The organism is Streptomyces sp. CA2R106 (assembly GCF_037034245.1).
Taxonomy (GTDB): Bacteria; Actinomycetota; Actinomycetes; order Streptomycetales; family Streptomycetaceae; genus Actinacidiphila.
This window is the reverse complement of sequence record NZ_JBAGKC010000008.1, coordinates 72,067-85,385: the sequence shown is the minus strand read 5'-3', so window position 1 is coordinate 85,385 and position 13,319 is coordinate 72,067. Positions and strand designations below refer to the sequence as shown.

General features: G+C 74.0%; 7 protein-coding genes. 6 read left to right on the top strand and 1 reads right to left on the bottom strand.

The features are described 5' to 3' along the window. Positions 1 to 34 precede the first annotated feature (34 nt). The 3 genes from WA788_RS14270 to WA788_RS14260 all read left to right on the top strand — a co-directional run bounded on the left by WA788_RS14270 (position 35) and on the right by WA788_RS14260 (position 1,548). Positions 35 to 310: a DUF397 domain-containing protein gene (locus WA788_RS14270; protein ID WP_335977106.1), complete on the top strand. Its 276-nt coding sequence runs from the start codon at positions 35 to 37 to the stop codon at positions 308 to 310. 32 nt (positions 311 to 342) lie between these two features. Continuing rightward, on the top strand, positions 343 to 1,131 hold the full coding sequence (locus tag WA788_RS14265; protein WP_335977104.1) for an SDR family NAD(P)-dependent oxidoreductase: 789 nt from the start codon (positions 343 to 345) through the stop codon (positions 1,129 to 1,131). A 99-nt stretch (positions 1,132 to 1,230) separates the two neighbouring features. Next, positions 1,231 to 1,548 (top strand): nucleoside triphosphate pyrophosphohydrolase, encoded by a 318-nt coding sequence (locus WA788_RS14260; protein WP_335977103.1) that lies wholly within the window; start codon positions 1,231 to 1,233, stop codon positions 1,546 to 1,548. 326 nt (positions 1,549 to 1,874) lie between these two features. Here WA788_RS14260 and WA788_RS14255 read toward each other — a convergent pair whose 3' ends face one another. Continuing rightward, positions 1,875 to 3,386, bottom strand: coding sequence for an amidase (locus WA788_RS14255; protein ID WP_335977100.1), 1,512 nt, complete (start codon positions 3,384 to 3,386; stop codon positions 1,875 to 1,877). 647 nt (positions 3,387 to 4,033) lie between these two features. Between WA788_RS14255 and WA788_RS14250 the strand changes: the two genes are divergently transcribed. The 3 genes from WA788_RS14250 to WA788_RS14240 all read left to right on the top strand — a co-directional run bounded on the left by WA788_RS14250 (position 4,034) and on the right by WA788_RS14240 (position 13,319). Beyond that, positions 4,034 to 5,899: a non-ribosomal peptide synthetase gene (locus tag WA788_RS14250; RefSeq protein WP_335977099.1), complete on the top strand. Its 1,866-nt coding sequence runs from the start codon at positions 4,034 to 4,036 to the stop codon at positions 5,897 to 5,899. 198 nt (positions 5,900 to 6,097) lie between these two features. After that, positions 6,098 to 12,316 carry an amino acid adenylation domain-containing protein gene (locus WA788_RS14245; protein ID WP_335977097.1) on the top strand — a complete coding sequence of 2,073 codons (6,219 nt, stop codon included), beginning with the start codon at positions 6,098 to 6,100 and terminating at the stop codon, positions 12,314 to 12,316. Between the two features lie 109 nt (positions 12,317 to 12,425). Further along, positions 12,426 to 13,319: an alpha/beta fold hydrolase gene (locus tag WA788_RS14240; RefSeq protein WP_335977095.1), complete on the top strand. Its 894-nt coding sequence runs from the start codon at positions 12,426 to 12,428 to the stop codon at positions 13,317 to 13,319.

Sequence of the window (13,319 nt, the reverse complement as noted above, 5' to 3'; positions counted from 1 at the left end):
TGCCGGTAGGTGGCCCTGGCGGGACGCTGCACGCATGTCTACAGAGTCCGAGTTGGGCCGCCCGCGCTGGCGTAAGTCCTCGTACAGCGAGGGCAACGGCGGCGAGTGCGTTGAAGTGGCGGCCGTGTGGCGTAAGTCGACGTACAGCAACGGAAGCGGCGGCGCGTGCGTCGAGTTCGCTCGTAACGTTCCCGGGGTGGTCCCGGTCCGTGATTCGAAGGACCCCGAGGGGCCCGCGCTGGCCTTTTCCGGGGACGCGTGGACGTTGTTCGTATCCGCGGTGCGGGCGGGGGAGTTCCCGACCGTTTGACCGCGGTCGGCGCACCCCGGAGGAAGCCCGGCATGAGCGATCTGTTCGACCTCACCGGCTGCGCGGCCGTCGTGACCGGGTCCAGCCGCGGGATCGGGCTGGCCGTCGCCCGCACCCTGCTGGCCCAGGGCGCGCGGGTCCTCGTCAACGGCTACGACGCGGCCGAGACCGCCGCAGCGGCGGAGGTCCTGCGGGCGGGGCATCCGCAGGGCCCGGGCGAACGGCCCCGGGTCGCCGCCCTCGCCGGCGACGTGACCGACGCGGATCTGGCCCGCGGCCTGGTGGAAGAAGCGGTGCGTGCCTTCGGGCACCTCGACCACGTCGTCTGCAACGCGGGCATCGACATCATCAAGCCCGCCGTCGACTACACCCCCGAGGAGTGGGACCGCATCCTGACGGTCAACCTGCGCGGCGCCTTCCAGCCCGCTCAGGCGGCCGCCCGCCACTGGATCGCCGCGGCCAGCGGCGGGTCCGTCACGATGACGTCCTCCATCGCCGGTGCCGTCGGCATCCCGACCCTGGCTCCCTACGCTGCCAGCAAGGGCGGCGTCAACCAACTCGTGCGCACCCTCGCGGCGGAGTGGGCCGAACACCGCATCCGCGTCAACGCGGTCGCGCCCGGGTACGTCGCCAACATCATGGACGCCGTCACCGCTCACGACGACCCCGCCTCCGACCGGCGCATCCGCACCTTCACCCCGCTCGGCCGCCGGGCCACCGTCCAGGAGATCGCCGCCCCCTACGCCTTCCTCGCCTCCCCCGCCGCCTCCTACGTCACCGGCTCCATCCTCTCCGTCGACGGCGGCTACACCGCCACCTGACCCCCACCCCGGTCACCCCGTCCTCCCGCGCCCCCCGAACGGGTGGGGATGGCGGTTCGCATGGCGTGCGCTGATGCGTAGTGCCTAGGCTGCTTGGACATGAACGAGCACGGCAAGTTGGTGCGGGACCGGATTCCGCAGATCATCCGCGAGAACGGTGCGGAGCCCGTCGTCCGCACCGCGGACGCCGCGGAGTACCGCAGCCGGCTGCGGGACAAGCTCGGCGAGGAGGTCGCCGAGTTCCTGGCAGCCGACGACGCCGAGGCGCCGGAAGAACTCGCCGACGTGCTGGAGGTCGTCCACGCGCTCGCCGCGGACCTCGGCCTCGGCCCGGACCAGTTGGAGAAGCTCCGCGCGGCCAAGGCGAGCGAGCGCGGGGGCTTCACTGACCGCGTCATCTGGACCGGCAACCGCTGAGCGCGGCCCGCCCCGACCCGTCGTGGGTGGGCCGACAATGTAGTCCAGGACGAGGGGCTTGGTCGCTGTCGGCGGCCCACGCGCTGGTGCAGCCGCCCCCGGAAGAGGCTTGGGCGGTGCCCGGCATCATGAGGATGCCCGCGTCCTTTCGGCGGCACTGATCAACTGCGGCCTACGGTCGCCCCCGCACGCCGCGCACCGCCAGCCGCCGCGGCGATCTGGGCACACCCCGGGACGTCCCCCCTCTGACCTGCGCGAACCCGCCCGCCCGCGGGCAACGGGCGGGTCGCCGCAGGGCCGTTCACGCCCGCCCCGCCGCCCAAGCGTCACCTGCGGGCGACGCGCTGACCGGAAGACCTCGCGGGAGGAAGAGGAAGCGGCGCGGGCGGCGGCTGCCGGAGGTCGCCGCCGTCGGTCTCCGGGTGCGCCGACGACCACAGCGGCGGGCGCCGCGTGTTCCAGGGCGCGGCCTCCTCCAGTTGCGCGGACACCGCCAGGAGCAGGGCGTCGGCGCCGCGATCGGCCGCGAGCATCACGCCGACCGGCAGGCCGTCCGCGGTCCAGTGCAGCGGAAGGCTCGCGGCGGGCCGGCCCGTGACGTTGTACAGGGCGGTGAAGGGGGAGTTCCGCACGGTGCGGAGGGCTTCGGCCCCGGGGTCGTCCTCCTCGCGCAGCGCGCCCACCGGCTGCGGCGGCTGCGCCAGAGTGGGGGTCAGGAGGAGGTCGAAGCGCTCGCGCAGCGGGTCCATCGCACGGTCCACGGCGTGGAAGCCCTGGAGCGCCTCGGCGAAGCCGACCCCTGACACCTCGCGGCCCTGCCGGCGCACATGCCGGGTCAGCGGCATCAGCAGGTCGTCGCTCCCCTCGGGGACCGGGCGGGAGGCGGCCAGCACCCCCCACACCGGCGGGAAGACCCGGGCGATCGACGCGCCGGCGGGCAGCTCGGCAGGCTCGACGTGGTGGCCGAGCCGGGTGAGGAGTTCCGCGGCCTCCTCCGCCGCCGCCCGGCACTCCGGATGCACCTCGGCGCCCGGGACGGTCGAGCGCGTCACGAGCCCCACGCGCAGGCGGCCCGGCCGCTGCCCCGCCGCGGCCAGAAAGGTGCCGCCCGGGGGTGAGCCCGGGGGACCGGCCATCGCATCGAGCAGTGCGGCGGCGTCCCGAACCGTACGGCTCAGCGCCCCGGCCGTGGTCAGGCCGCTGACGTCCCACGGCCGGGGCCCTGCGGAGACCAGGCCGCGGCTCGGCTTGAACCCGTAGAGCCCGCACGCCGAGGCCGGGCCGCGGACGGACCCGGCGGAGTCGCTGCCGTGGGCGAGGGGAGCGAGCCCCGCCGCGACCGCCGCCGCCGATCCCCCGCTCGAACCGCCCGCCGACCGCTCGGGGTGCCACGGGGTGCGGGCGGGCGGCGCCACCCGGTTCTCGGTGTGGCCGGACAGCTCGAACTCCGGGGTGTTGGTCTTGCCCAGCAGCACGGTGCCGGCGGCGGCCAGGAGGGCTGCCGCGTCGTCGTCCTCGGCCGGCACGTGGTCGGCGAAGGCGGCGGACCCGAAGGTGGTCCGTATCCCCGCCGTCCGGACGGAGTCCTTGACGGGGACCGGCACGCCGAACAGCGGCGGCAGCGGGGTGGCGGACCGGCGCGCGGCCAGGGCCTGCCCTTCGCGTCGGCGGGCCTGGGCGAGCGCGGTGCCGGCGGCCACGGTGACGTAGGCGCCCAGGTGCCGGTCGATGCGGTCGATCCGCTTCAGGTAGTGCTCCACCAGCTCCACCGGTGAGAGGTCGCCGGCGGCCACCAGGGCGCCCTGCTCCAGCGCGGTGAGGTCGTGCGTTTCTGGCATGCGCCATCCTCCGGGACGATCCGTCGACACCTGTCCGCGCACGCGGAAGGGACCGCTCGGGAAACTCTCCACCGACGGCTCCGGCTGCCGTCGAGAGGCGGCTGCTATTCAGGAAAAACCGTATACACGAAACTCCGGAGATGCGCTCGCGTGCCGATTTCGGCTGCCCCGTGTTCCGCCGTAATTTCTCCCCGTCCGCGGCTTCGAGACTAACGACCGGGGGGTTGCTGTCAAGGGGTAAACGGGGGTGCGTATGGATTGCGTCACCGCCGCGACCGCGGCCGGGGTGCGTCGCGCTCCCGTGCGGGATTGCTGATAGACGCAGCTCAGCGTGGGTGGTGTGACCCCCCTTGACCGGCTGTGACGGGCTGGGGCGAAGACTCTCACATCGTACATTCGGTTCATTCCGGACTGGCTTGTTCTCGCCTGGCGGCGCCATCTGAATTTCACGTTCCGCTTACTCGCTGGGCGTATGAAATAGCTCACGCGGAAAGATCGCGGGTCCGGGGAATATTCTCCGCCGACCCTGGCCATGTTAATTGCGGTTGACAGTCGCGAGTCGCTCCGATTAGCGTCCGATGCGTTGTGTCTGCCAGCAGATCTGCGTACATCCCATTGCACGCCGATATTCAAAACGGGGGTTTTCGGTGTCAGACGCCGCTACCGTCCATTCCTGCCTGCCCGCCGGGCCCGCGAGCACCGCGCTGCCGGCGCCCATCCACCGGCTGGTCGACCGGCAGGCCGCCGCCACACCCGACGCGGTAGCCGTCGTCTCGGACGGCGAGGAGATCACCTACCGCGCCCTGCGGCAGCGCTCCACCGCACTCGCACGGGAACTCGCCGCACGCGGAGTGGGCCCGGGCGACCTGGTCGCGGTGCAACTGGAGCGCTCCGCGCTGCTGCCGATCGCCCTGCTGGGCATCCTGGGCGCCGGAGCCGCCTACGTGCCGATCGACACCCGGGCGCCCGACGCGCGCCGCGACTTCATCCTCACCGAGACCCGCGCCCGCCTCCTGGTCACCCGATCCGGCGCCGCGGCGCCCGCGTCCACACCGCGTCTCGACATCGACCTGGTGCCGCCGGCACCGGAAGGGCCGGGCGGACCGGAAGACCCGGACGGCGCGCTCGACGGCCCCGGCTCCGCCGACGACCTGATGTACGTCCTCTACACCTCGGGCACCACCGGCGAGCCCAAGGGCGTCATGGTCCCGCACGCCGGGGTCTCCAACCTGCTCACCTGGATGGTCGCCGAATACGGCCTGGACGCGTCGGACCGCATCCTTCAGAAGACGCCGTACACCTTCGACGCCTCGGTGTGGGAGCTGTTCGCCCCGCTCGTGGCCGGCGGCACCCTGGTGATGGCCCGGCCGGGCGACGAACGCGACCCGCGCCGCCTCGCCGAGACCGCGGCCGCCGAGCGGATCACCGGCATCCAACTGGTGCCGGCGATGCTGCGCCACCTGCTGGCCGAGCCCGCCCTCGCCCGGTGCGACGCCCTGCGCCAGGTGTTCACCGGCGGCGAGGCCCTCACCCCCGCCCTGCGGGACGAATTCTTCGAGCGCTTCTCCTTACCCCTGCACAACCTCTACGGTCCCACCGAGACGAGCGTCCAGGTGCTCACCCACACCTGCCTCCCGGGTGAGCGGCTGCCGTACGTGCCCATCGGGCGGCCGATACCGAACGTCGGGACCCGGGTGCTGGACGACACCGGCCGCCCCGTACCGGACGGCGCCACCGGCGAGTTGTACATCAGCGGCATCGCCCTGGCCCGCGGCTACCTCGCCCGGCCCGAGCTGACGGCCCGCGCCTTCCGCACCGGCCTGGACCCGCGGTCGCCCGCGACGCGCCTGTACCGCACCGGCGACCTGGTCCGCCGCCACCCCGACGGCTCCCTCGAGTTCGTCGCACGCGCCGACGGCCAGGTCAAGGTGCGCGGCTTCCGCGTGGAACCGGCCGAGATCGAGGCGCACCTCAGGCGGGTGCCGGGCGTCGGCGACGCCGCGGTGCTCGCGGTGGTCTCCACCGAGACCGGCAGCAACCGGCTGGTGGCCCACCTGGAGCCCGACGGCCGGCCGCCACGGCTGCGGGAGCTGCGCGAGCGGCTCGGCGAGGCGCTGCCCGACTACATGGTGCCCTCCGAGTTCCGGGTCACCGAGCGCTTCCCCCTCACCGCGCACGGCAAGCTCGACCGCGCCGCGCTGCCCGGGCTGCCCTTCGAGGTGCTGACCGCCGAGCCGGCGGCGGACACCGGACGGGCCCCGGAGTCCGAGCTCGAACGCACCTTGGCCGCGGTGTGGGCGCGCACCCTCGGCCGCCCCGAAGTGGCCGTCTCCGAGGACTTCTTCGAGGCCGGCGGCGACTCGCTGGCCGGGTTGCAGATCATCGCCCGGGCCCGGCAGCACGGCATCCACCTCACGCCCCGGCTCCTGTTCGGCCTGCGCCGCATCGACGCCATCGCCGCCCACCTGTCCGCTCCGGAAACGGCGCCGGCCGCAGCCACCGCCGCCGTCTGACGGCGGCCCGGGCGGCGCGCCCGGCACACGTCCCGAGCCGCACCGGGCCGCACACCCGGGCCGCACACCCGAGCCGCGCCCCCGAGCCGCACCACCCGAACTGCGTCCTTGAGCCGCACCCCCTCCCCCCGCACCCTCCGCAACCCACGGCCCTGCCGCCGCGGGCCCGTTCCTCCGTGCCCCGAAAGGTTCCCTCCCGTGAGTTCGTCCCACTTCCCCACCGGCGCCGCGGACACGAGCTTCGTCCCGTCGTACGCCCAGGAGAGCCTGTGGCTGCTCGACTCGATGTCCCGCAATCCGACCGCCTACAACGAGACCGTGGCGTTCCGCATCGACGGGCCCCTGCACCCCGAGGCGCTGGAGGCCGCGCTGCAACAGGCGGTGCGCCGCCACGAGGCGCTGCGCACCGTGTACACCGAAGGCGCCGACGGGCTGCGCGCCGTGGTGCTCGACGAGGCCCCGTCCCCGCTGCTGGCCGTCACCGACCTGACCGGGCAGGACGCCCCGGCCGCCGAACAGCGCGCCCGTGAACTGGTGGACGACGCCCAGAACCAGCCCTTCGACCTCGCCGCCGGCCCGCTGCTGCGCGCGGTGGCCGCCCTGCTGCCCGGCGGGTCCGCGCTCTTCGCCCTGACGGTGCACCACATCAACGCCGACGGCTGGAGCCTCGGCGTAGTCCTCGCCGAGATCGGCACCGCCTACCGCTCGCTGACCGGCGCCGGCGGCACCGCCGAGGAGACCGCGGACGGACCGGCCGGACGCTACTCCGACTGGGCCCGGCAGCTGCGCGCCGCGTACGAGGACGGCGCCTACGCCGACAAGGTCGAGTACTGGAAGCGCTCGCTGGCCGGCGGCCCCGAACTGCTGAAGCTGCCCTCGGACCGCCCCCGGCCGCCGGTGCAGAGCTCCGGCGGCGGCACCGTCAGCACCGCGGTGCCGCAGGCGCTGGTGAAGGGGCTCACCGAGCAGGCACTGCGGCAGACCGGGGCGACCGAGTTCAGCGTGCTGCTGGGCGCCTGGGCCGTGCTGCTGCACCGCTACTCGGGGCAGGACCGGGTCACCGTGGGCACCACGGTGCTCAACCGGACCGACGCCGACCACCTGGCGACCGTCGGCTACTTCACCAACACCGTCGCCTTCGGGGTGGACCTGGCCGACCAGGCCCTCACCTTCCGCGGGCTCCTCGGCCAGGTCGGCGAGGCGGCCCTGGACATGATGGAGTTCCAGGACGCGCCGTACCCGAAGGTCCTGGAGAGCCTGAACGTCGACCGGACACCCAGCCACAGCCCGGTGTTCCAGACCATGCTCACCCTGCTCGGCCGCCGCCGGGGCCTCGACCTGGGCCCGGACACTGTGGTCCGGCCGCACCCGGTCACCCGGACCGCCGCCAAGTTCGACCTGCTGCTGTACGTGGTGGAGGACGAGGACACCGTCGAACTCCAACTGGAGTACGCCACCGACCTGTTCGGCGCGGACACCGCCCGGCGGATACTCGGCCACTACACGCACCTGCTCGGGCAGCTCGCGGCGGACCTGGACGTCGAGGTCCGCGAGGTCCCGGTACTGCCCGACGCCGAGCGCGCGCTGATCCTCGACGAGTGGAACGCGACCGCGCGGGACTACCCGGACACCACGGTCCCCGAGCAACTGGACGCGCAGGCGACGGCCACGCCCGACGCCGTGGCCGTCCGCTTCCGCGACACCTCCCTGACGTACGGCGAACTGCGCCGCCGCACCAACCGGGTGGCGCGCGCCCTGCTGGATCGGGACGTCCGCGGCGGCTTCGTCGGGGTCTTCATGGAGCGCTCGGCCGACATGGTCGTCGCGCTGCTGGCCGTGGTGAAGGCCGGACTGGCCTATGTGCCGATCGACCCGGAGTACCCGGCGGACCGTATCCGCTACATGCTCGAGGACTCCGGGGTGCCGCTGGTGCTCACCCATGAGGCGCACCGCGCGGCGCTGGCGGACACCGCCGCCGAGCCGGTCGTCCTGGCCGAGCTGCTGGCGGGCGCGGCGGACGACCGCGACATCCCCCGGGCCCTGACCCCGGACTCCCGGGCGTACATGATCTACACCTCCGGCTCCACCGGGCGGCCGAAGGGCGTCGTCAACCGGCACGGCGCGCTCTTCAACCGCCTGCACTGGATGCAGCAGCAGTACGGACTGCGGGCGGACGACCGGGTGCTCCAGAAGACCCCGTTCAGCTTCGACGTGTCGGTCTGGGAGTTCTTCTGGCCGCTGATGTACGGCGCGCAGCTGGTCGTCGCCGAACCCGGCGGGCACCGCGACACCGAGTACCTCAAGGAGGTGATCCGCGAACGGGGCATCACCACCCTCCACTTCGTGCCGTCCATGCTCAACGTCTTCCTGGAGGAGGACGGACTCGCCGAGGCGACGGCGTCGCTGCGCCGGGTGTTCTGCAGCGGCGAGGCGCTGCCGCACAGCGCGGTCGCCGCCTTCCGGGCACGGCTCGCCGCCGAACTGCACAACCTCTACGGTCCCACCGAGGCCGCGATCGACGTGTCGTACTGGGCGGCCGACGCCGACTACCCCGGCCGGGTCGTCCCCATCGGCCGTCCGGTCGCCAACACCCGGCTGTACGTGGTCGACCAGCGGATGCGGTTGCAGCCCGTCGGCGTGCCCGGCGAACTGTGCATCGGCGGTGTCCAGTTGGCCGAGGGCTACCACAACCGGCCGGACCTCACGGAGAAGGCGTTCCGGCCCGACCCGTTCACCGACGCCCCCGGGGCCCGCCTGTACCGGACGGGCGACCTGGCCCGCTACCTGCCCGACGGCCAACTGGAGTACCTGGGGCGCATCGACAACCAGGTCAAGCTGCGCGGCTTCCGTATCGAGCTGGGCGAGATCGAGGCGGTGCTCCAGGGCCTGCCGACCGTCCGCGACGCCGCGGTGGTGGTGCACGAGAACGACGGCGGCAGCCGGGCCCTGGTCGCCTACGTCGTCCCGGGCGAGGACTTCACCCAGGACGGCGCGCGGGCCGAGCTGGGCCGGCACCTGCCGGAGTTCATGGTCCCGCAGGTCTTCGTGGAGATCGCCGCGGTGCCGCTCAGCGCCAACGGCAAGCTCGACCGCCGCGCGCTGCCCGCCCCGGGCGGTGACGTCGCGGCCGCCGCCGCGCGCACCGGCGCCGCGGTGACGCCGCCGAGCACCCCCGAGGAACACGCCCTGGCCCGGGTGTGGCGGGAGGTGCTGGGCCACACGCAGGTCGGCGCGGACAGCAACTTCTTCCAGCTCGGCGGCGACTCGATCCTCAGCATCAGGATCGGGGTGCGGCTGCGGGAGCTGGGCTACCGGGTGAGCGTGCGGGAGATCTTCGAGCACCCCACCGTCGCCGACCTCGCCCGGCACCTGACCCGCACCGCGCGGGACGGAGCGGGCCGGGAGGAGGCACCGGCGCCGTTCGCGCTGGTATCGCCCGCCGACCGCGAGCTGCTGCCGGAGGACACCGAGGACGCCTGGCCGCTCAGCCGCCTCCAGTCCGGGATGCTCTACCACTCGATGCTGCACCCGGACTCGCCCGTCTACCACGACATCTTCTCCTACGACCTGGCGGCGCCGCTGGACGCGGACCTGCTCCGGCAGGCGGTCGCCGGGACGGCGGCGGCCCACCCGCAGCTGCGCTCCTCCTTCGACCTGGCGTCCTTCGGCGAGCCGCTCCAACTGGTGCACCGCGGCGCCGACCTGGAGCTGGAGGTCTCCGACGCGGCCGGAGCGGCGAAGGCCGAGCAGCAGGCGGCGCTGGCGCGGTGGACGGAGCGTGAGAAGGCCCGGCCCTTCGACATCGAGCGCGCCCCCCTGCTGCGGCTGCACGCCCAGCGCCGGTCGGCGGACGCCTTCACCCTCACCCTCGCCTTCCACCACGCGGTGCTGGACGGCTGGAGCGTCGCGCTGGTGGTGGAGGGCATCCGCCGCCGGTACGCGGCGCTGCTGGCGGGCGAGCGCCCGGAGACCGGCCGGGAACAGCTGCCGTACAGCGCGTTCGTCGCCCTGGAGCGGGAAGCGGCGGCCGACCCGGAGCAGGCCGCCTTCTGGGCGGGGCGGCTGGAGGGCGCCGAGCCGACCCTGCTGTCCGCGAAGGACGGGGCGGGCAGCGGCCAGGCCGGACCGGCGACGGGGACCGCCTCGGCGGAGCGGGACCTGCCGGCCGCTTCGGTCGCCGCCCTCCAGGGTGTCGCCCGCGAGTTGGGCGTGCCGGCCCGCACCGTCTTCCTGGGGCTGCACGTCCACGCTCTGGGTCGCGTCACCGGGCGCGGCGAACTGCTGACCGGGCTCGTCGTCAACGGGCGGCCCGAGCCGGACGGCGAGGAGCTGGCCGGGCTGTTCCTGAACACGGTGCCCGTGCGGGCCGCGACGACGGCCGACGAGTGGGCGGAGCTGTTCGCCGGGATCTTCCGGTCGGAGCAGGAGCTGATGGCCCGCCGGCGCTACCCGCTGGCGGACATCCTCGGGCGGGTCGGACGCGGCGAGCTGTTCGACACGGTGTTCAACTACACCGATTTCCATGTCTACCGGGACGCCCCGCAGACGCCGGTGCGGATCACCGGCGCCCGGTACTTCGAGATGACGAGCTTCCCCTTCGTGGTCCATGTGCACCGCGACCACTTCGCCGACCGCGCCTCGCTCATCGTGAACCACGACGCCGCGGCGGTGGCCGAGGACACCGTCACCGCTTACCTGGAGGCGTACACCGAGGCGCTGGCCTCGGCGGCCGCGGGCCTGCGGCCGGGCAGCCCGCAGCAGGCGGGCGGCGGGAGCGGCGAGGTGGCCGAGCGCGTCGCGGCGGTCCTGGACGGCGCGCTCACCGGCGGCCCGATCGGCCCCGACGAGGACTTCTTCGCCCGCGGCCTGGACTCCATCTCCGCCATCCGGGTCGTGGCGCGCATCAAGCGGCAGGGCCTGCCGGTCACCCTCCAGGACGTGTTCGCGCACCGTACGGTGCGGTCGCTCGCGGCCGCGCTGGCCGCCGGCGCAGGCGGGGTGGGCGGCGCCGGCGAGGTGGGCGGTACGGGCGGTTCCGCCGACCGGGCGCCCGCCGGTGGGACGGCGGCCGGACCGGCCGCCGTGGCCCTTCCGCCCGGCGCGGAGGACGCCTACCCGGCGACCGCGCTGCAACTGGAGATGATCCGGCGGCACGACGCCGACCCCGCACAGGCGGTCTACCACGACGTGTTCGCCTACCGGCTGGCCGTCCCCCTGCGCGAGGAGCGGCTGCGCGAGGTGCTGGACGCGCTCGTCGCCGCGCATCCGACGCTGCGCACCGCGTTCCTGACCGACGCCCGACCGGTACCGCTCCAGGTGGTGCACGCGCCGGCGCCCGCCTGGCTGGAGGTGCACGATCCCGAGCCCGGCGACCTCGCGGGCGCCGACGCCGACGCGCGGCTCGAGGCGTGGTTCGACGCCTGGTTCGAGGCCGAGAAGGCGTCGGGCTTCACCTGGTCCCGGCCGGAGCTGATGCGGTTCCACGCCCACCGGCAGGGGCCGGACGCCTTCACCCTCACGCTCAGCTTCCACCACTCCGTCATCGACGGGTGGAGCCTGTCCCGCCTGCTGGCCGACTTCGTGCGGCTCTACACCGCCGCGGGGCCGGTGCCGGAACCGGTGCGCCCCCCGGCCGGTCCCCGCCAGTACGCCGCCGCCGAGGCAGCCGCGCGGGCGGACGGGCAGGCGCGGGAGTTCTGGCTCGCGGAACTGCGCGGCGTCCCGGCGCCCGGCTTCCCGGCGCCCGCCGCGGACCAGGGCGCGGCGCACGGCCGGTGGAGCGAGGTCGCGATCGAGGTGGACCCGGAGACGGGACGCGGGCTGGCCGCGCTGGCCCGCAGCGCCGGGGTGCCGCTCAAGCACGTGCTGCTCGCCGCCCACCTGGAGGTGCTGCGCGGACTCGAAACGCAACCCGACCTGCTCACCGCGGTGTTCAGCGGCGGCCGCCAGGAGATCGAGGGGGCCGAGGACATGATCGGCATGTTCCTCAACTTCCTCCCGCTGCATGTCCGGTTGGACGGGCGCCCGCAGTGGCCGGCCCTGGCCGCCCACGTGTTCGAGGCCGAACGCCGGGCCCTGCCGCACCGCCGCTTCCCGGTCACCGAGCTGTACACGCCGGGCGGCCCGGCCGTTCCCCGTACCGCCTTCAACTTCACGCGCTTCGAGGCGTACGGCGACCTGGCGGCCGACGGGACCGCGGACGGGCGGCGGGTGCTGGCCGGAATCCGATGGTTCGAGCACACCCACTTCGCGCTGCTCGCCAATGTCGGCCACGATCTGCGGCATCAACGGCTGATCGTCACGCTCAACGCGGACGGGCGCGTACTGCCCCCGGACGCGGTGCGCGCGATCGGCCGGGCGTGGCAGGACGTGCTCTCCGGCATCGCGGCGGAGAGCAGCGCGTACGACGGCTCGTGACAGCGGCGGCCCGCCGGAACCCCGGCGGGCCGCTCCCGAAGGAAAGCAGACAGGGGCGCCCGCACCTCCCGGGGCGCCCATCGAACACTCCGAAAGGCCCTGACACGCCATGACCGACACCGCACCCCGCACCGAGTCCCGCACCGAGCCCCTCATCGGCACCCACCAGCAGTCCGACGGGTACCAGACGCACTACCGCCACTGGGGCCCCGCCTCCGGCGAGGACGCCATCGTGCTGCTGCACGGCGGAATCAGCCACAGCGGATGGCAGCAGCCGCTCGCCGAGCACGTCACCGCCACCTCCGACGCGGCGTTCTACGCGCTGGACCGGCGCGGCTCGGGCCTCAACGCCCAGCGCGGCCACTTGCCCTCGGTCGAGCGGGAGTTGGCGGACATCGCCTCCTTCCTGCGCTCCCTGACCGGCTCCTTCCGGCGGGTGCACCTGGCCGGCTGGTGCTTCGGCGGCCAGATCGCCTCCATCGCCGCGGCGCGCCTGGCCGGCGAGGGGGTCGTGGCGAGCCTGGTGCTCGTCGCGCCGGGCTACGCCTTCACCGAGCGGTACGCGGATGTCCTGCGGCTGTCCATGCAGGGCATCTTCTCCGCCCTGGACTCGCTGGAGGTCAAGCCGGAGCCGGACCGCGCGTTCGTGCCCGTCCCGTTGCAGATCAGCGACTTCACCGACCGGCCCGAGTGGCAGGAGTTCGTGGCCGCCGACACCCTGCAACTGGACCGGATCACCACCACGACCGTGGACGTCTGGGACCAGCTGGCGGCCCTCTCGCGGGGCGGCGTCCTGTCCGAGCTGGGCGACATCCCCGTCCTGGCGGTCCTGGGCAACCGGGACCGGCTGGTGGACAACGACCGCGTCGAGGCGATGCTGACCGAGCAGATCCGCGGCACCGCCCCGGTCGTGCACCGCCTGGACACCCACCACGCGGTGCAGTTCGAGGAGCCCGCCGCGCTCGCCCGGCACATCACCGACTTCCTCGCCACGGTGCGCTGA

Excerpts from the sequence above, each read along its gene's own strand:
- WA788_RS14270 (WP_335977106.1), top strand. The coding sequence starts at position 35 with ATGTCTACAGAGTCCGAGTTGGGCCGCCCGCGCTGGCGTAAGTCCTCG.
- WA788_RS14265 (WP_335977104.1), top strand. The coding sequence starts at position 343 with ATGAGCGATCTGTTCGACCTCACCGGCTGCGCGGCCGTCGTGACCGGG.
- WA788_RS14260 (WP_335977103.1), top strand. The coding sequence starts at position 1,231 with ATGAACGAGCACGGCAAGTTGGTGCGGGACCGGATTCCGCAGATCATC.
- WA788_RS14255 (WP_335977100.1), bottom strand. The coding sequence starts at position 3,386 with ATGCCAGAAACGCACGACCTCACCGCGCTGGAGCAGGGCGCCCTGGTG.
- WA788_RS14240 (WP_335977095.1), top strand. The coding sequence starts at position 12,426 with ATGACCGACACCGCACCCCGCACCGAGTCCCGCACCGAGCCCCTCATC.